The 19388-nt window shown below is 41.0% G+C and carries 17 protein-coding genes; all 17 read right to left on the bottom strand.

Translation table 11 applies throughout. The features are described 5' to 3' along the window. Positions 1–86 precede the first annotated feature (86 nt). Positions 87–920 carry a 50S ribosomal protein L2 gene (gene rplB, locus T344_RS0102145; RefSeq protein WP_027627349.1) on the bottom strand — a complete coding sequence of 278 codons (834 nt, stop codon included), beginning with the start codon at positions 918–920 and terminating at the stop codon, positions 87–89. Between the two features lie 180 nt (positions 921–1100). Further along, the gene (gene rplW / locus T344_RS0102140; RefSeq protein ID WP_004626585.1) at positions 1101–1454 is read right to left on the bottom strand and encodes a 50S ribosomal protein L23; all 354 of its coding nucleotides are present in this window, start codon (positions 1452–1454) and stop codon (positions 1101–1103) included. Next, on the bottom strand, positions 1454–2077 hold the full coding sequence (gene rplD, locus T344_RS0102135; RefSeq protein WP_004626672.1) for a 50S ribosomal protein L4: 624 nt from the start codon (positions 2075–2077) through the stop codon (positions 1454–1456). The genes rplW and rplD overlap by 1 nt, the downstream gene beginning before the upstream one ends. A gap of 25 nt (positions 2078–2102) precedes the next feature. After that, complete coding sequence (gene rplC, locus T344_RS0102130) at positions 2103–2741, bottom strand: 50S ribosomal protein L3 (protein WP_004626699.1); 639 nt, start codon at positions 2739–2741, stop codon at positions 2103–2105. 181 nt (positions 2742–2922) lie between these two features. Next, positions 2923–3234 (bottom strand): 30S ribosomal protein S10, encoded by a 312-nt coding sequence (rpsJ, locus tag T344_RS0102125; RefSeq protein ID WP_004626630.1) that lies wholly within the window; start codon positions 3232–3234, stop codon positions 2923–2925. A gap of 936 nt (positions 3235–4170) precedes the next feature. Further along, on the bottom strand, positions 4171–7341 hold the full coding sequence (locus T344_RS0102120) for a DUF5057 domain-containing protein (RefSeq protein WP_027627348.1): 3171 nt from the start codon (positions 7339–7341) through the stop codon (positions 4171–4173). Between the two features lie 47 nt (positions 7342–7388). Further along, entirely contained in the window at positions 7389–8180 is a 792-nt protein-coding gene (locus tag T344_RS0102115) for a prepilin peptidase (RefSeq protein WP_051571539.1), read from the bottom strand. Positions 8181–8256: 76 nt separating this feature from the next. Next, positions 8257–9627 (bottom strand): hypothetical protein, encoded by a 1371-nt coding sequence (locus tag T344_RS0102110; protein ID WP_027627346.1) that lies wholly within the window; start codon positions 9625–9627, stop codon positions 8257–8259. Positions 9628–9637: 10 nt separating this feature from the next. Then, complete coding sequence (locus tag T344_RS0102105) at positions 9638–12022, bottom strand: hypothetical protein (protein ID WP_154669410.1); 2385 nt, start codon at positions 12020–12022, stop codon at positions 9638–9640. A 67-nt stretch (positions 12023–12089) separates the two neighbouring features. Beyond that, positions 12090–12587, bottom strand: coding sequence for a PulJ/GspJ family protein (locus T344_RS29555; RefSeq protein ID WP_162178017.1), 498 nt, complete (start codon positions 12585–12587; stop codon positions 12090–12092). A 45-nt stretch (positions 12588–12632) separates the two neighbouring features. Then, a complete protein-coding gene (locus T344_RS0102095) occupies positions 12633–13850 on the bottom strand; it encodes a hypothetical protein (RefSeq protein ID WP_027627343.1) in 1218 nt (405 codons plus the stop codon). Positions 13851–13862: 12 nt separating this feature from the next. Further along, positions 13863–14432, bottom strand: a complete 570-nt coding sequence (locus tag T344_RS0102090) for a PilN domain-containing protein (protein ID WP_027627342.1) — start codon at positions 14430–14432, stop codon at positions 13863–13865. A 30-nt stretch (positions 14433–14462) separates the two neighbouring features. Next, positions 14463–15074, bottom strand: a complete 612-nt coding sequence (locus T344_RS0102085; protein ID WP_027627341.1) for a PilW family protein — start codon at positions 15072–15074, stop codon at positions 14463–14465. A gap of 146 nt (positions 15075–15220) precedes the next feature. Next, entirely contained in the window at positions 15221–15784 is a 564-nt protein-coding gene (locus tag T344_RS29550; RefSeq protein ID WP_051571538.1) for a type II secretion system protein, read from the bottom strand. 118 nt (positions 15785–15902) lie between these two features. Further along, complete coding sequence (locus T344_RS0102075) at positions 15903–17117, bottom strand: type II secretion system F family protein (protein WP_027627340.1); 1215 nt, start codon at positions 17115–17117, stop codon at positions 15903–15905. A gap of 56 nt (positions 17118–17173) precedes the next feature. Further along, entirely contained in the window at positions 17174–18283 is a 1110-nt protein-coding gene (gene pilM, locus T344_RS0102070; protein WP_004626644.1) for a pilus assembly protein PilM, read from the bottom strand. A gap of 43 nt (positions 18284–18326) precedes the next feature. Beyond that, positions 18327–19382 carry a type IV pilus twitching motility protein PilT gene (locus T344_RS0102065; RefSeq protein ID WP_027627339.1) on the bottom strand — a complete coding sequence of 352 codons (1056 nt, stop codon included), beginning with the start codon at positions 19380–19382 and terminating at the stop codon, positions 18327–18329. Positions 19383–19388 lie beyond the last annotated feature (6 nt).

The raw sequence follows: 19388 nt of genomic DNA, 5'->3' as shown, positions 1-19388 counted from the left end.
TCCCTTCGCCGCCATATCAAAGGATTTGGCGGAGCGGTTATCCCGCTCTCACTTCCATGTCTTTTTTAAAGACCCGGTCCTTTTTATTACTTTTGATTTCTTCTCTTAACAATAAACTGGTCTGATTTATTTTTCTTCTTTCTTGTCTTATAGCCAAGAGTTGGTTTACCCCAAGGAGTAACCGGGCTTGGTCTGCCGATAGGTGATTTACCTTCACCACCACCGTGCGGATGGTCAACAGGGTTCATAACAACACCGCGTACTGTAGGTCTGACACCCATCCATCTCTTTCTGCCGGCTTTACCTATCTTAACGTTTTCGTGTTCAATATTGCCGATCTGTCCGAGAGTAGCTTTACAGTTGATTCTGACCATACGAACTTCACCGGAAGGCAATCTTACCTGCGCATATTCGCCTTCTTTAGCCATCAGCTGAGCGGCATTTCCGGCAGCTCTTACCATCTGACCACCCTTGCCGGGTTTGAGTTCGATATTATGAATCATTGAACCTACAGGAATATTTGCAAGCGGAAGTGCATTTCCTGATCTGATATCCGCTGACTCACCTGATTCTACGATATCACCGACTTTTAAACCTACCGGTGCAAGAATGTATCTCTTTTCACCATCTACATAGTTAAGAAGTGCAATATTTGCAGTCCTGTTTGGATCGTATTCGATCGTAGCAACTTTTGCTTTTATTCCGTCTTTATCTCTTTTGAAATCTATAACTCTATATTTTTGTCTGTTACCGCCGCCCTGGTGACGAACAGTAATTCTACCATATGAGTTTCTTCCCCCGTTTTTGCTGTTAGGCTGTAGTAATGACTTTTCAGGTTCTACTTTTGATAATTCGGAAAAGTCCTGTGACGTCATAAACCTTCTAGCCGGGGTAATAGGACTATACTTTTTTACTGCCATTTCTTCTCACTCCTTTATAACGAGTCAATTATTTTCCCACCTCTACAGGTGGCGAGTACCTCTTTATTTTGAGACAGTGATCAACTATCTCCTACCTCGTTGAAACACTTAAATGTAATAAAATTTTTCTATAGTCGAAAGAATTTTATCTGAATTTATGTGTTATAACGAGTCAATTAATTACTGAGCAACTCCGAATTCTTCGATACTGCTCTTGTATTTCTTGTTGTTGGATACTGCTTTACCGCCCTTGGTCAGATATGATTCCGGCTTTGGATCGGTGTCTATCTTAACAACTGCCTTTTTCCAGTCGGCGCGTGGTCCTTCGTGAACACCGTTGCGCTTTACTTTACCTTCATACTTCATAGTGTTAACCTGAAGTACTTTTACACTAAACAATGCTTCAACTGCTTTTTTGATCTCGGTTTTTGTTGAATTTATATCAACAACAAAAGTGTACTTACCAGCAGCGATCTCCATATTACTTTTTTCAGTGATATGCGGCTTTAGTATTATATCTTGTGGTAATCTCATTACGCGTACACCTCCTCAACCTTTTCAACAGCTTCCTTGGTAATTATGAATTTGTCATACTTTAATATGTCAAATACATTTATTGTATTAACAAATGCAGTCTTAACACCAGGAATATTTCTTGCTGACTTAACAATGTTATCATTCTTTGAATCAATTACTATCAAAGCACTTGAATCAACCTTCAGGCTGTTGAGAACTCCTACCATTGCCTTTGTCTTTATAGCTTCCAATGCCAGATTATCAAGTACCAGAATCTCATTGGCCGATACCTTTGAAGTCAATGCCGACTTCAGCGCTATACGCTTAACCTTCTTTGGAAGAGTGTATCTATAGCTGCGCGGCTTGGGTCCCAATACTATACCACCCTTGATCCACTGAGCCGAACGAATACTACCTTGTCTTGCACGACCGGTTCCCTTTTGTCTCCATGGCTTTCTTCCGCCACCTCTAACCTCACTCTTGGTCTTTGTTGACTGGGTGCCCTGTCTTTTATTTGCTAACTGATTAACTACTACAGCGTGAAGTGCTTCATTGTTTATGTCTGTACCAAAAACATTATCGCTGAGCTGGATATCTCCAACTACTTCACCTTTCATGTTATATAAATCAACCTTTGGCATGTGTTACTTCCTCCCTTCAACGTTATTATTTACCGGATTTAACCGTATTTTTAATAACAAGCAATCCGCCCTTAGGTCCTGGAACAGCACCTCTTATAAGGATAAGGCCTCTTTCAGCATCAACTCTGACAACTTCAAGGTTTTGAATTGTAGTGTTGTCCAAACCCATATGGCCCGGCAGCTTCTTGCCCTTAAATACTCTTGCAGGATTGGTGTTGGCACTCATGGAACCGACTCTTCTATGGTACATGGAACCGTGAGTTTCCATACCGCCCTTTTGTCCGTATCTCTTGATGGTACCCTGGAATCCTTTACCTTTTGAGATACCGCTTACGTCTATTTTATCTCCAGCCTGGAACATATCCTCAGCTTTGATTTCCTGTCCAACTTCGAAACCTGAAACATCTTCAAGTCTGAATTCCTTCAAATGTTTCATTGGAGCCAGCTTAGTCTTTGTAAACTGTCCTAAGGCCGGTTTGCTGAGCTTCTTTTCCTGGACCTTTTCATATCCAACCTTTATGGCATCGTATCCGTCGGTATCAACTGTCTTCTTTTGAACAACAGTTAATGGGCCTGCTTCAACAACTGTTACTGGTATTACCAGACCATTTTCGTCAAATATCTGGGTCATTCCGATCTTCTTGCCTATCATTGCCTTTTTCATTTTTAAATTACCTCCTATGGTTATTGGTTCATACTTCCGTGTGTCTGAAATACACACCGTGAATTTTTTATTCACCCTGCGTGCGGTTACACGCTATGAACATGACCTTTTTTACCCTGGCTTCTCGGATTATAACCGATCTCCGATGAAATCAACAGCACTTCCTTAATATCCGAAAATATTAAAGTTTGATTTCTATGTCTACGCCAGCTGGAAGATCCAGTCTCATCAATGCGTCAACAGTCTTAGGTGTTGGCAAAAGAATGTCGATCAATCTCTTGTGAGTTCTCATTTCAAACTGCTCTCTTGAGTCCTTGTATTTGTGCGGAGCTCTTAAGATTGTAATAATCTCTTTTTCAGTAGGCAGCGGCACAGGTCCTGAAACCTTTGCTCCTGTCCTCTTAGCAGTTTCAACGATCTTCTCAGCTGACTGATCTAACACCTGATGATCGAACGCCTTTAGTCTGATGCGTATTTTCTGTTTGTTTGACATACATAAACCTCCTCGTACGTTTTATTATTGTCACGTACAACAAGTTCTTGTCTGTACACTATGCCGGGTGTTTCATAACGTTTTATATAAAAACCCAGGATCGTTCTTATCCTAATGGACAAACTTAACCTGGGCATTTAAAGCGATTATATTACACAGCAATATATATAACGCAAAATGTACAGTGACTTGTCGCCCGGTTTCTTGAATCGGACATTCTCAGCAGAAGTTACCTACCTCTTTACGAACTTGTTATCAAGTCCGGGAACTTTAGTTCCAAAGGGATTTCCCTGGGTAGCAATCTCCGGCGTCATCGTATGCCTTCGCCACAACATTCAATATTTTACTACATGTTACACACTTTTGCAAGGATTTTTTTTAAATTCAACTATAATGCTGAGAATTAATTTAACGCTTTTAAATTATAGAAGCATAAATTAACTCATCGTGCTAGTTATCCTATATTTGCTTTTTTTATATCAACTGGTGACTTCCGTACTAACTTCATGAAATAGGACGCACCCAAAACAATTACGAAAATTGTATCGCCTCATTATAAAGCGATTTTGCCGTCGCTCAAACTCGACATCCTGTCTCGATTTGAAGCTCAAAGCAGCGTCCTGTTGCTTTGCCGTCAAAACCGCCTTACCTTCGTCGACAATTTATCACAATTGTTTTTAACCGTGCATCCTATTTCATGAAGTTGTCCTCGTGTTACCAGTTGATTTCAATAAAACAGAACACAATTTCAATTAGCACAACAGGTTAAATTATTTCTTACTAATAAATTTCCTTTTCTACTATATAAATATACTTGTATACTGCCAATATGAATTGCATCTCATTTTCACAAGGTGTTTCCTTAACAAATTACAAAGAGCGCACTGTATTGAACAGTACGCCCTCTGATCACAAAGAAGGATCATAACAATAGTATCAGTTGATATCTACATTATTCTTCTCAATTTTTACTGTATATTGAGCACTTGCCTGTCTGCCGCCCGGATCGGTATTGACAGACGTACAGGTCACCACAACATTACCAACTTTCTTTGCCGTTAAAATACCAGTATCGGGATCTATAACCGCATCTCCGGGATCGTTCGAAGCCGGGGCCACCTGCCATTTTACCTGCCAGTCACCGTATAATCCGTCCGGAGCTACCGTTGCTGTCAGCTGTTGCTTTGTCCAGATATCCATGCCAGGTTTTCCTTCGATTTTTATTACCGGAACACGGTACAGTGCCGGAAAAGCAATAACTATTGAATTATTTTCATAGTTCAGCTGGGACCCGCCTTTTTTGGTAACATTGTTTCCTATATTGCTGTTATCTACAGGCATGTAGCCTTCAGGCAATACAATTGTGGCACCGTAATATCCGGTGGGTACCGAAGTGAACCTGGCTATACCCGTTTCATCAGTTAAAGCAGTCAGAGCGGCAAAACCGGTATCAAGTGTGCCAGAATCCCCGGTATACTTTTGCAGTTTGACTTCATGACCGCCTATGGCAGCCCCAAAATTGTCCTTCAGTTCCACATTGACAGTTCCGTTCTTAACATTTATAGTAACCGGATCTTCAACTGTCCTTGCCGTATTTTGAGCATCTTTATATGAAAGTTTTGCAGTTGAAGAAAATGCTCCTTCTGTTTTGCATACAAACTGAAGCTGCCCGTTCTGTGATGCAATGTTTGCTGCCGGATTGAAAATTACCGAATTCAGTGTCCTGGAATAGTTCCCAGAGCCGTCAACGGAACCGCCTCCCACAGCAGCTATGTCTTTAAATGCTGAAGTATTCAGTTTCATTTGAAGTACGAGATTACTGTAAGTCGTACTGAATTTGGTAGCTTGAGCAGTCACCGTCAGATTCAAGTCAGCCCTGTCTCCAACAAGACGGTTTACCGTATTGTGACCGAGGTTCAATACAGGAACATCTTTATTGTTTATTGTTATTTCTTTAGAGCCCTGTGCTCCGTGCTGGTCTGTAACAACAGCTTTTATTTTAAATTGCGTAACTTTATTATTTACATTTTTCGCCATTTCTACAGCCCTTGCCAATTCATTCTCCAGGGCATTGGCACCTTCCAAAGTAAGTACGCTCTCGCTTGTTTCATATTTTCCGTCACCGTCATTGTCAATGTACACTTTGCAATTCAAATTCTTATCATCCATATCCGGGTCTCTTGCAAGCAAACTGAAATTCAGTTTTTCAAGAGTGTTTGCAATATCCTGTCCGTCATTCAAACCTAATATTTCTACCGAAGGTGCATGGTTTGCACCCACAGATGCTTTAAGCATTGTGTTTACAAACATCTTTACCTCTTCCAAGGATTTGATAAAACTATGGCCTGTACCCGAAAAGGTAAGATTTCCTTTAAAATATGTATAATAGTCGTTGAGACCGTCATACTCATGGTACATATCCTCATTTGATACAGGTGTAACCAGCGTGGCTGTTCTGGAGCCATGCCTGTAAACGTATTCATTTCTGTAAGTAAATGCAGTTACAATATCGGGGTCTTCTGGATCAAGTCTCAAGTACTGCAGATGCGTGGGCGAAACGGTTATATCTCCCAGGATATACGGGTACTTCGTGAGATTACTTTCATTGATTTTACTTGTTTTTATCGTATCCGGAAACCTTGGGGCTCCATTCTGATAGAAATTGGCCAGCCTTGTCAAGCCAGTTGATGCAGTTACACCGGAGGGTTTGCTTGCGTCTGTTGCGAAAGCATTCATTCCGAGCCTATCTCTGAAATTCTTGGTAAGATTTGTTTCACTGCTTGTAAAGCCTATTGTGTCATGTGTAAACATTATTGCCTGATCTGAATCGGCAAATGCTATCATGTCATTAAGTGCCTTACCCGACAGATCGCCGGTATATGAGTCCTCAAAACCGAATATTACCATATCATAATTTCCGTTAAGAGTTGTAGGGTTACCATTGACTTGATTTCCGTAATTTGTGTTAAAATCACCGATTTTCATCTCGGTAATAATAATATTGTACTCACCCTGCTTATACAGAAGATTCTGATTATCAAAATTACTCAGTGTAGAAAGCTTTAGGGTAGCGGAATTATCATTGTTATTCGGAAGCAATTGGAGAACCCTGATTTTCTGTTCATCGCCTTTAACGGCTGTAAACCCAGTTTCATAAGCTTTTGCTCCTGAATCATCAACCACTTCTATTTTCCAGGGAACTAAACCGGTAAACTTGCTGGGAAGATGGCAATTGACAGAGTAGTTGTCCATACTTCCTATATCTTTGTATGTGGATGTTATTTCATCACTTTTATAAACTCCGTCTCCATTTTGGTCAATATAAAGATTAATTGACATCTTTGCCGCACTGTTGTTGTTTCTTAGATTCATGGCAAAGCTGATAAGACCGGCATTCTCAGCAATGTTATTTCCGTTGTATTCCACCGGTTTTTGTGTCAGTACAAGTGTGGGCCTCTTTTTCATTTCGGTATTCTTGTATTTTATGAGCATACTCGACAGAGAACCCGTATTCCCGATCTGTACATTTGTATAGGCTTTGCTGTTATCTTTATAATTGATAAAATTTTTATAAAGCTTGGTATCCTTCATACCTGAGCTGAAAATACCACTGTCAAATATCATCAGCTGTCCCGCTTCAATAAAACTCTTGAGCTTTAAAGCAGCGATGTCCGATATATCGTTACCGGCATAAAATTCTTTATTACCCGCTACTGTTTTAGCATAAAACCAATTATTCTTTACCTGGGGTCCGAATCTGCTGTAAATGTTTCCGTTGTAATTGCTATTGTACTTGTCAGTGGTTGCGTTATTGTTTCCTATGTACACAATATCATAGCATCCGTTGACCTCCTCCGCCTTTGATATGAACAAGGGCATTGGCATTGTTGTTACTTCGACTTCCCTGCCTAACTCATTCTTCAACGATGCTTTGATTGTGCTTGTGATATCAAACGACGTTGAAGGCTGAATTTCCAGTATTTTTACCGGGGGAGGATTGGCTGCCTGGGCTACATTGCCAGTAAGCGGCAGGAATGTTGTTAATACAAACATTACCGCTATTGCCAGACAATATACCTTTCTTCTTTTTTTACTTTGCGTATTCATTACACACCTCCATAATTTTACTTAATCCTTTCTAATTTAAAGCTATCTTACCCGAAATATATTTCGAGGAGCTGCCAACCGAAGGTAATTGCAAGCACTGTACCTATTGCTATAAAAGGCCCGAAGGGAACAGTGGCTTTCCTGTCGATTATTTTAAAGCATATCAGTACAACACTCACTGCTGCCGCTGTCAGAATTGACAAAAACAGCGAAGTTATCATTAATCTCCATCCAAGGAGCAAACCTATGGGAAATAGAATTTTTATATCCCCTCCCCCCATAACTTCCTTGGATTTATAAATTCTGGAACCCACAATGGAAACCAGCAGCAAAATGCCGCTGCCTGAAATGGCACCCAATATGGGGTTCCACCATTTTTCATCCCCATAAATATCAGATGGGATGAAAAAGCTGATCACAAAAAATACAAGCCCTCCTATTGCTGCTGTTACAACAATACTATCCGGAATAATCCCATGCTCCAGATCAATAAAAAAAACTACTATTAATATGGAAGATAAAAATACGGCTGAGAAAAACTCAGGACTGATACCGTATTTATACAACATACCTGTAAATAATCCGGCCGTTAAAATTTCCACCAGCATGTACCTGGGGGATATTTTTCCCCCGCAGCCGGTGCACCTGCCCCGCTGACATAGATAACTAAACACCGGGATCAGATTCAATGCTCCCAGCTTTTTTCCGCAGCCGGTGCAATGTGAGGGTACCGTTACTACTGATTCCCCTCTGGGTATCCTGTATATACATACATTCAGGAAAGACCCTATAATCAACCCTATTAAAGCTACATATAAATAAGTAATAAATATAACCAAACAACTACCTCCCAGGTGTTAATCAATGCCAGGTAATAATATTCAGTACATATATTCCGGCCGGGTTAGAATCTTACTACTGCACATCAACGGAATTTCCTGCAGCATTGTTTGCCTGGCTGCTTCCGGAAGAATCGGAGACTGTGGTGCTGTCTGATGCTGCAGCAGTTTTTTGGGATTCAGTGCTGCCTGCTGCTTCTTTACTTTCTGTTTTTACAATGGGGGCCATCTTATTTAATTTGACATTTGACACCTTTGTGGTTTTACCCGCCGTCAACTTGATGAAGAAGTCAAACGAATACTCCTGGGCATAAGCCGAACCGATGGATTTTTTTACTGTTCCGTTAAATGACACCATGTACCACCTGTTAAGTTTTGAATAGGCAGGATGCATTGTTATGGTATAATCACCTTTTTTCTTGATGCTCATTATGTCACTTTGAAGCAGCAGTGCCTCTTTTGGAAAAAGCTCCTTATATCTGTCATTGATCAACAGGATCTCATTTTTGTCCTTGTCTTTGTCTATTCCGATGGTTTCTGCAAGCAAACAGAATTTTGAATAGCTGTCGTCCCAGCTTCCGCCCAGCAGTGTTCTTCTTTCACCGTCCATGCTCAAAATATTGTCAAGGAAGGATGTTATAACAGTGCATTCACCTTTGTAAGTTTCAGTGTCTTCCTTGTTTGCAACTCCTGTCTTGTCGTCCGATTGCTCCAGATTCAAATAAGGCAGCCGGGTAATAAAATCATTATTGTACCTGAACAGCCTGTTTTTTGCACCGTGTTTGTAAGCCGATTCCCTGGCTCTGATTATTTTATATCCGCTGTCTTCCTTTTCCTTTACAAGCTCCACATCATATTTTGCCTGTACCTTGATTGAATCCACCTGGTCGGCAGCAATATCGGATGTTTTCTGGTATGTATTGGTGTTTGGATCCAGCGTGAAATGGGCATCAAAGGTACTGTCCGGTACACAGCTTGCCAGCAGATTGACCTTTACGAAATACAACACCGTACCATCCACATTTTCAATAAATGTGGAATCAATCTGAGGCTCTTTACCCTCTGTAAGCATTTTGTAAGAAACCATTGTAATCCCGTTCATGCCCACAAATCTCGGGAAATTCAATCCCACTTCGGCATTGTTGTTCCCCTCTTCCACGGCACGTTTGGCTAAAAAGCTTTTCAAATCTTCGGGAATGCTGCCTGTCGCCAGATTTTTCTGATAGTTCAAGGCATATCCCGAATACAATTTTACAAAATAATCGGATATCAGGTTCTTAATCTCAGTATCTTCCTGCTGGCTCACCGCAGTTTGGGAAACCTTTGGAGTACTGCCGCTCTGACTGCTGTTTGCGGCCACCTGCACGTCTCCTGCTGAGCTGCAGCCCGACATCATTACTGCTGCAATTAAACATCCTGTTAATATTATTGCTAATTTTTTATTCATTCCATCACCTCTAAAAATCGAATATTGAATATAAATCCATTCCCTGCTTATTAAATTCTCCCAATAGTTCATCCTTGCCCGGAAATGTTATTCGTGCAATTTCGCTGCTTGAAGCACCCTTAAAATGCACTCCTGCATACTTTCCTTCATCCAATTTTGTCAGATTTTCTCCATTCTTTAAAACAACCGGAAGATAATTCGGAATATCCGGATCCTCACTCTTATGTGCCATAGACTTATTATCAAGCAAATAATCTGAAGCATCCTTTGAAAAGCCTTTTCCGGCTGCAAGAATTGAGCCTGTGACATCGGCATCTTTCTCAACTACAACCTGTCCCACGGAAAAAATAATGCCGTTCAACTTTGTATTGACATGTATGGTAATGCCGGGCTTTGAGTTATAAATTAAAAAGTAACTTTTATAGTATTCATCATCAGGCAAAAGTCCATAGGACTCAGCCCTTTCTTTTATTACATCATTGAGGTAAACATCTGAACCCAGTTCCTCACTCAGGTTAAACACAAATCTGTCGGTAGCTTCGGTATCTCCGCCCGGATACTTGTCATTGAGCATATCATTGATATACATAAACAAATTATCCGAGGAAGAGCCTCCAGGTGCCTGAATCAGGGTGTTATTAATAGGGGAGTTGCCCAATGCCGAATATGTATATTCCCTGGAAGAGAATATCTGGGTCTTAGGCAGAAGCAACTCCTTCAATTCTGCCAGTTTTCCGGTAAAGAACGATTTATATCCGGAATCTTCAGCACTCGGCAAATCATTCCAGAAGTCAGTCCAATCGCTTATATCGGGTTTTTCATCAATATTGTCAAGTATAAAATTGTTGTTGATGAACTGCACTTTACTGATTTCATTGATACCCTTATTCATGAAATATATTCTGTCATTCGCACCGAATTCATAGTTACAGAAACCTGATATTCTTCCGTTATCTGCAGCCGGATCATAAAATGTTGGATCATTAAAGCCCTCTTTCCTTGCACCGTCAATGCTGGCCATCCAGAATCCGATACCGGCATCGTCGGTAAAATTTGCCGGTTTCCAGCACTGTATGAGGTTTGCAAAACCTATTGCCGCTCCCCTGTTCTCATACAGCCATTGGTGATAGTAGCTGGCCTCAGCAATGCCATCAGGTATGGTAATGCTTCCCGTTTGGACTCCGTCCATAAACTCCCTGTACATAGGCGCTGAATTGCTGGCTCTGGAGATAATAGATGCATCCTCTATCTGTGGAAAATGTATATCGGTATTTCCCGAGGCCGGATCTACCCTGAAGGTTCCTCCGTTGACTATGGCATCTCCGTTTATAACTATCCGTGACTTTTCCGAAAGCAAAGAGCCTGAGTGATGTATGACGGCACTGTTTACGATTGCACTGCTCTCATCATGGTTGGAGGCTGCCAGGTTGTTGGAAAGTCCTACAAAGCTTCCGTTTACGGCAATAACCGAATCTACCCCATTCATTTCAAGGTCATCAAAGGTGTAGGCATTTCTGCCAACGAAGATTTTATCTCCCCTTCCAAAAATATGAATACCATTCGCAATTGCATCCTTATATATGTATATATAACTGTTGTCCTGAATACCGTCTTCCCTTGTGTACATCCCTGTTCTGATAAGCCCTCTGGTATACGCATTCCCGCGTACCGACAAATGGCCTCTGTTCTTAGAATAAATACCCCCGTAATAATATTGCTCAGTTTGTTTTGTATATTCGGGCGAAGTGCCGAAGGCTAAGACATCCCCCTCAACCTGCGCATTGATGTTTTCAACCATCAGATCTCCTATGGAATATATCGCGGCCTTAAGCTCAAACCCTCTCGGTATTGTCATTGCAAATTTTCTTTTTGAAAATATTTCCTTGTTCACAGTGCTGTCACCGGCTCTGTTGAAGTCCGAAATTGCCGTAACTCCTATAGTTACATTTATTTTGTCCTTTTCACCCGGGATTTCCTCCCACCCCAGATATCTGATGTCGTTTATTTCAACAGTAGCTTCGTTTGAGCCTGAGCCGCCGAGTTGTATTTTATAAGCTATCCTGTCCGGGGCGGTACCGTACTTTGGAGATGTATAACCCTTCAATGAAGCCTGGATTTTTAAGATAGCCTTATTTGCAAAATCTTCTTCGCTGTCGAAGTCAATGTCCTTGGTATTGTCCGGATTACCGCAGAAAAAATCCATATAAGCAAAGCATTTTTCTATGGCCGATTCAGCCGCATTATATGCCATATCGGCAGTTTCATCATGCTTGCTGATTCCGAACCCTTTGGTGGAACTGTCTATAAGAGCTACTCCCAGGACAACCAGTATTGCCAGAATCACAATAACTGTTATCATGATCGAGCCCTTCTGATTCTTTATTCTATTTCTCATTTATTACCGCTTCACCCCTCTTTCCTTATGGCTTGAACGGATTCTGAACCTTATCCCGCTTATTAAATTAATAATGTATATCTACCTTCAGATCCTTTAAATGTTTTTCACCGGCCGAATACAGCATTATAAGCAATTCCACCGTATCGGGCTCGGGCTGTAAGGTATCCAGCGTAGCCCCCGCTTTATCCATATATCTGACCTTATACTTATACCTGCCGGTAAGATTGCTGTTATCTATATGCAAAAACTTTGTTTCATTCCCCGGCTCCAGGTACAAAGATTCGGCCCCTACACTCCTGGGACTGATATCAATTGCCTTGGAAATATCACCAGGCTCCTCTGCATCCTTAATAAGACTGCCGTTTTTTACGGCTTGGGTGACCTCAACCTTTACTATCTGCACCACCGCATTAACTTCCAGCTGATTTCTGGTCAGTTGAGTAATCAATACCGAGTTTGAAAAAACTGCAATCAGAGGGACTGAGATAATGCCTAATACCGCCAACGCTATTATAACCTCGGTCAAGGTCATTCCCTTGATATTTTTCAATATTTTACCCATATCAAATCCCTTCCCCATTTTGCACATAATGTCCATGCGCCCGGTTTATTTAATAAGGACTTTTTCCTGATTGTTGCCGTCCTTGATTTCCCTTGCGTTACGGTCGGTCAGTATTATTTTTTTTGTCACATCTTTTTTCACTATATTGAGTTTGTTGCCGGAATTATTAAAAATTTTAATTTTCAAACCAAGTCCTTTATTTTCCGGTATCAGAGAAAGATTAGTGCTGATGGTCATATTCAGATCCCTGTCGGGTGCCGCACCGCTGAAGCTTGAAGACACGCCCGCGGCGTCGGTGATTCCTACCGTATAGGAGGATTTGTTTATATTAACCGACATGGTTATATACTTGTTTGTCTTGCTGCTGTACTTATCCCTTTGCTTGTCTGTGCCGAATACCGTAAAATTGTCTCCGGCTGAAAGGAAGCTGTTCAGATTTATTTCGAAATCCTTTGTATCCGAATCGGACGCTGCCGTATTTGTCCCCAGCGTTATATTGTTTGCTTTTCCCGAGAGCACATCGAGAGCTGTAAGCTCCAGGGGCGAAATACTGCCGTACTGATACCTGTTGAATTTATGCCTACCATATTCGTAGAACCTATCCGCAGATTCAAGATTCATTGCATACATGCTTATGCTCATATTTGCTACATAATTTTCTTTGGGCGTTTCACCGGCTCCGGCATTTGTATTTGCCGGATTTGCGGGCGTTCCGGCGGAAGCCGGAGTTTTAACAGCCGTCACAGGAGTGCCGGTCTTTGCCTTTTCCTTTTCGGGCTTTATTTCAAATCTGCTTATATTTATGAGCTTTGAGCTGTTTTCAATAAAATCCACAATATCCCTGATACCTTTTATATCCTGCGTGGTAGTAAAGTCGATTTTGATTTCATAATAGACGGCTTTACCGGCCTCTTTTTTTAACGGAGCCGCTATATTTATATTGGTAATATCGGTTCCCGCAATCTTCGCCAGCTTATCCATATATTCTATGCAATCCATAACATTGGCTTCGCTGCTCAGATAGCCATCCAGCCTTTCACTCCCGCTTTTTATGGAAAGAACCTTTGCCTTATTGGACTCCAATTCCTGCAAATTTAAATCCAATGCGGCCTTTTCACTCTGAAGCCTGCCCATCTCGTCATTTTGAGAAGCAATTTCAGGTATCACAGGCGTCCATACAAATTTATAAAACACAAATGCGTATACTAATAAGGCAAGAACACTTATAAGCATTATTTCTTTTCTTTTAAGCGCAAATTTCATAGTCTGCTCCTCCTACTTGGCTTTTGTTGATTTATTGGTAAATTCAAGCGTATACTCCAGGTTTGCATTGGCCTTTTGGTAGTTAAATCTGGCACTTGAGGTGTAGCCGGTAAGAAGATCCACCATTGTCAGGTTTGCCATATATTCGGCTACGGCAGTGCTGTCCCTGGAAAATCCCTTAATGGTCAATTTTCCGTTTGCATGCTGCATTGAGTTAACCGATAAACCCACCGGAGCCGATTTCTCCACGTAATCAATCATTTCGGATATCCGCGCCGTGCTTTGGGATATATTTTCTATAGCTGTCTTTTTTGCCGAAATTTCATTCTGAGCGGCAGTAATCTGATCATTTACTTTTTTTACTTCGGCATATTTTTCGCCTGCCAGCTCATCCCGGACAGACTCAGCCCGGATTTCAAGTGTTTTAACATACAGCTTGGGACTTATGAGACCGGCGGCGGCAACCGCAAGTATGATTACGGCAAGTAATACCGACTTAACCGATAAACTTTTCTTCTCATCATCGGCTTTTATTACGGTATTGGTTTTTGCTTCTTCCGGTATAAGGTTTATATCCTTCATTGTTCTCCTCCTATACGGCAAATTAAAAATTTATAATTCATCTTTATATAAAACAGAAATTTCCGTTTTTATTGGCTCTCTCACATTTCTGGCATTTGCTTTGCCTGTATTTGTTTCCAGCGGCTTTATCTGAACTGTCAGATAATCGCATTCCGGGCTGGATTCCGTTAATCTCTCAAATTTGCAGTTCATTATATCAAGGCCTGTCACAACGGTGTTATAGTCACCGTCAGTTACAGCATCGCCGAGGGCTTTTTCTCCGCTGTACTGGAGCACTCCCTCGTCTCCTTCTTTCTCACAGTAAAACCTCCAGTATTTTATTTTATATATATCCGGTTGCGCCGGCGAACCCGGATCGGTATCTATATATCCCAGCTTCAGTGTAATTATTTTGGGATAACCCGAGCTGTGTTCATCATCCGTGTTCTCTACCGAAACAACTGCCGCCTTTCTTATGTCACCACGGATGTGTGACATGACATTGGTCACGGTGTACTGCTGGGCAATCAGTCTGCTGTTATAGGTAAAGGTCTCCTGCCCGAAACTATACAGCTGGTATATGAGGGGCAGCATTATGCATATTATGGCCAGTACAAGCAGCATTTCTATAAGGGTAAAACCCCTGTTGTTGGATTTTTTCATTTTCGATCAACTCCCGTATTAAAATGGCTGATCCATATTACTTTGTTCTTTTATTCACCTATAGATTATTTATGCATTTGACAGCCATCATAATCTATAGGTGAATAAGTGTGTTGCATTGTTATCGATTGCTGCCGGCTTTATTCTCAGGTTCCTTCGGCAGCTCCACCAGTAGTCTCGTCTACTTTAACTGTTAGCGATTCAGCATCTTCTGTTGAAGGTACGCATTTTACATTCTGTAATTTCGTGTAAACCGTGATCTCCCAGCCGGTATGGTCTCCTCCGGCGTTTTTATTCCATTGAGGAGCTAAAGCAGTTTTATTAGCATCATCAGTTGGTTCATCGGGATTTTTCAAAGTTATGTAAGGGCCATATAATTTACCGTCAATATCTGTTTGTCCTCCAAGTTTTATAAGAAAATCCATCGGATTTGCACCATTACCTTCAATTTCCGCCAGTGTCCAGTCATTGGAATCAATACAGTATGTAAGTATGCTTTTTGATATGTTCTGCGCCATCTGGTCGTCGGCCTTCTTCTTGCTGCTGGTCAGAACTCCTCCGAACATATTGAAAGCTATAACTGCCAGAACGCCCATTATGGCTATAACTATGAGAAGTTCCACCAGTGAGAAACCTTTATTGTTTTTCAGCTTTTTCAATTTTTCACCCCCTTTAATTTCCTGTGATGTTGATAATACAACGCTGTTCATAATGTTAAACTCCTTTCTATTGCTTGTTTTTTGGTATTATAAAAAGCGGTTAGCACTAACTAAACGCATTCTATACAATTTTGAGTTGAACATTAGCAGAAAAATATAAGAGATGGCATTAAGCCGACATTGTCTGATAGATACTCATCATAGGATAGAGGATACTTAAAATAACGAATGCAACGATTACTGCGAGAAATATTACAATGATTGGTTCAATTAGAGATGTGAGCTGCTGGACCGAGGTTTCAACCTCTTCGTCGTAAAAATCGGCGGCCTTGTCAAGGGAATAGTCCAGATTTCCTGATTCTTCGCCTATACGGATCATGGAAACCATCATTGGCGGAAAATATTTCATTGCGGTCAGGGGCTGGGATAAACCCTTTCCCTGCTTGATATCATTTATGACCAAATCTATTTTCTCTTCTATAATGATATTGCCAAGCAGCTTCTGGACCACTTCCAGCGACTGGATTATAAGTACTCCTGATGCCATCAGTGTTCCCATCGTTCTGGAAAAACGGGCAGTTATGACATTCTTTGTAACCTGTTTCATAACCGGCAGTTTTATGGCAAGGCTGCCGAAAAAGTGTCGCCCGGGAGTGGTTTTTTTGAACCGTGCAAAACCGATAACCATTGCTATTATTACTGCCAGAATCACCCACCAAAAGGTTTGAAAAAATTCACTTATACTGATTAGTACTTTTGTAAATATAGGGAGCTCCACTCCAAACCCTCCTAAGATACCGGAAAATGACGGAACCACCTTTACCATCAATACAAATATTACTCCTACGGCAACCATAAGTACTATAACAGGATAGGTCATGGCGCTTTTTATCTTCTGGTGCAGTCTGTTTTCCTTCTCAAAATGCTCGGCCATCCTGGAAAAGGTTTTATCCAGCATACCGCTGAGTTCACCGGCCTCAACCATGTAAATCAGTACTTCCGGGAAAAGGTCATCATGTTTTTTCATGGATACCGACAGTGCTGTTCCTTTTTGTATATCCTCATATATATCAGAGATACATTCCCTTAAGGTAGGGTTTGCGGTTTGTTCCCTTAACACATCCAGTGCCGTCGCTATGGGAACACCTGCTTCGAGTATTATGGCAAACTGCCTGCAAAATACGGCCAGATCCTTTACCTTTACCTTGGCCTTAAAAATCGATATCTGCGATATGTCTGTAAATGCGTTCAGTTCCTTGGCTTCTACCAGGGTGTACCCTTTAAGCTCCAACTGCTCGGTCAGGCTTTCCTTGTTTTTGAATTTGCTTCTTCCTTCAATGATCTTGCTTTCCGAATTTTTTGCCTTAAATTCATATGTAGGCATATCTTCCTCCTTTGACAGAATTAGTTCTATTATGCAGGACCGGATTCGGACTTCGGTTATAACGCTATGCCAAGTGCATTTGTCAGGTAATTTATCCTGTTTACATCCAGGTTCACAGCAAACTCAACACCTGGAATATCAACAGAGTTTATCAGGTAGCAGGGCACCTTGAAAATACTCTCCAGATACTCATTGAGATGTATAAGCTGCGATCCTCCTCCGGTAATAAGTATTTTGGTTACCTTGTCACCTCCGCATCTGGTTGTGTAAAAGTCAAAACAGGTATTGATATTTTTGATTATTTCATTTACAACACCTTTTGTGATCTCACTGCAATTCCACTCCAAATCGTTATTATAATCGCGGTTCAGTATAATGCCGTATTTCTTTTTATACATTTCGGCAAAATCGGCCTTCAATTTATCAATTATAATGTTATCAAAAATTGCCTTGTCAATATTGCTGCTGCCTATGAGAATTACTCTGTTGAATTCAATGACCTTGTTTCTCAAAATATTAACTATTGTGGTTTCGGAACCGAAATCCAATACCGCTACTGTACCTGTGTCAAACCTTTGATTGCGCTGGACGCTTATTCTGTCGTCTGTTTTCTTCAGCCATATTTCGTTATTAAACAGCTTTGCAATGCTGTTGGCGGGAGTATCTACGGCGACAGGCTTAAGATTGAGACTGTTCAATATTTCAACATAGCTGTTGATAATACTTTGCTTAACAGCCGTAACAAATATTCTGTGTTTTTTTATACCGCCCTCATAAAAATAATCAAGTATTTTGAAATCCACTCTGTGCTCTTTCATGTTTATGGGCATAAAACTTTCGATTTCAGTCATTACTTTATTTTCGACTTGATTTTCGGGTACATCGTCAATCATTATTATTCTTGTAATGATATTTGTTCCCGACATTACTATTTTTGCCTCCTTGGCAGTAATGTTGTTTTCCCGCATCAACCTTTTTATTTCTTCTATAACACGGGCCTTGTTCCTTATTGCACCATTTTTGATGCAATCCTTGGGAGTGTTTCCGATGCCGAAGTTGACAACTTCAATAGCATCATCTTCCTTCTTACGTACCTGTAAAACTTTAATTAATTTAAATCCTATGTCGATTGTTAAAAAGTAATTATTAAAAAACGAAAATGCCACTGCAATCCCCCCTAACGAATTTATCAAATAAAATAAGCTATTTTTAAACTATTAATATCTTTTTTAAGTTGTCTGCATCAATGGCACATTGACACGCAGATTCATAACTTATCTTCCCGCTTCTATATAGATTTGCCAGACTGGTGTCCATTGAATGCATCCCATGTTGTGCACCGTTATATATACAGCTGTTTATCTGAGGTGTCTTGGCTTCCCTGATCAAATTTGATGTTGCCGAAGTTAATGTCATAACCTCTGTTGCAACGCAGCGCCCGTGACCGTCACTGTTAATGATCAGCTGCTGTGATATTATTCCCTGCAAAACCGTTGACAGCTGATTCCTTACCTGCGGCTGCTGATGGGGCGGGAATACGTCAACAATTCTGTCGATGGTTTTTGCCGCACCTATGGTATGCAGCGTGGAAAATACCAGATGGCCTGTTTCAGCTGCAGTCAGTGCTATGGAAATCGTCTCAAGGTCACGCATTTCTCCGATAAGTATTACATCAGGGTCCTCTCTTAACGCTGCTCTTAATGCTTTTGCATACGAAACCGTATCGTTGCCTATTTCTCTCTGGTTGACAACACTTTTTTTGTGCCTGTGCATATATTCGATAGGATCTTCAATTGTGAGGATATGGCACTTTCTGTTTGTATTTATGTAATCTATCATGGCTGCCAGGGAAGTGGATTTACCGCTTCCTGTTGGACCGGTTACCAATACCAGCCCTCTATATTTTGCAGCAAACTGGTATACTATCGGGGGAAGTCCGAGCATCTCTATCCTGGGAATTTCAAATGCGATACTACGCAGGGCAATAGCCACCGAACCACGCTGTTTAAACAGGTTTACCCTGAATCTTCCCGTACTGGACAGCGCATAGGAGGTATCCATTTCACCGTGACTGACAAAAACACTGTAGGCCTTATCTCCTACACACTGCCTTGCAAGATCTTCACAATCGTCTGCAGTAAGATTACGATTGTCTCTGTAGAGCAGTTCTCCGTTAATCCTGTATACAACCGGTATTCCGGTTGTTATATGTACATCGGATGCTTTCCTTATAAAACATTCATTTAATATCTCATTCAAATCCATAAACAT

This window comes from Ruminiclostridium cellobioparum DSM 1351 = ATCC 15832 (assembly GCF_000621505.1).
Taxonomy (GTDB): Bacteria; Bacillota; Clostridia; order Acetivibrionales; family DSM-1351; genus Ruminiclostridium; species Ruminiclostridium cellobioparum.
Note: the sequence above shows the minus strand (reverse complement) of the source record. Positions and strands in the feature narration are given on the sequence as shown.

Bases quoted from the DNA above. Each gene is read 5' to 3' on its own strand.
- T344_RS0102105 (WP_154669410.1), bottom strand. From the start codon at position 12,022: ATGAGAAATAGAATAAAGAATCAGAAGGGCTCGATCATGATAACAGTT.
- rplD (WP_004626672.1), bottom strand. From the start codon at position 2,077: ATGCCAAAGGTTGATTTATATAACATGAAAGGTGAAGTAGTTGGAGAT.
- T344_RS29550 (WP_051571538.1), bottom strand. From the start codon at position 15,784: ATGAACAGCGTTGTATTATCAACATCACAGGAAATTAAAGGGGGTGAA.
- T344_RS0102110 (WP_027627346.1), bottom strand. From the start codon at position 9,627: ATGAATAAAAAATTAGCAATAATATTAACAGGATGTTTAATTGCAGCA.
- T344_RS0102095 (WP_027627343.1), bottom strand. From the start codon at position 13,850: ATGAAATTTGCGCTTAAAAGAAAAGAAATAATGCTTATAAGTGTTCTT.
- rpsJ (WP_004626630.1), bottom strand. From the start codon at position 3,234: ATGTCAAACAAACAGAAAATACGCATCAGACTAAAGGCGTTCGATCAT.
- rplC (WP_004626699.1), bottom strand. From the start codon at position 2,741: ATGAAAAAGGCAATGATAGGCAAGAAGATCGGAATGACCCAGATATTT.
- T344_RS0102075 (WP_027627340.1), bottom strand. From the start codon at position 17,117: ATGCCTACATATGAATTTAAGGCAAAAAATTCGGAAAGCAAGATCATT.
- T344_RS0102120 (WP_027627348.1), bottom strand. From the start codon at position 7,341: ATGAATACGCAAAGTAAAAAAAGAAGAAAGGTATATTGTCTGGCAATA.
- T344_RS0102090 (WP_027627342.1), bottom strand. From the start codon at position 14,432: ATGAAGGATATAAACCTTATACCGGAAGAAGCAAAAACCAATACCGTA.
- T344_RS29555 (WP_162178017.1), bottom strand. From the start codon at position 12,587: ATGGGTAAAATATTGAAAAATATCAAGGGAATGACCTTGACCGAGGTT.
- rplW (WP_004626585.1), bottom strand. From the start codon at position 1,454: ATGAGATTACCACAAGATATAATACTAAAGCCGCATATCACTGAAAAA.
- rplB (WP_027627349.1), bottom strand. From the start codon at position 920: ATGGCAGTAAAAAAGTATAGTCCTATTACCCCGGCTAGAAGGTTTATG.
- T344_RS0102065 (WP_027627339.1), bottom strand. From the start codon at position 19,382: ATGGATTTGAATGAGATATTAAATGAATGTTTTATAAGGAAAGCATCC.
- T344_RS0102085 (WP_027627341.1), bottom strand. From the start codon at position 15,074: ATGAAAAAATCCAACAACAGGGGTTTTACCCTTATAGAAATGCTGCTT.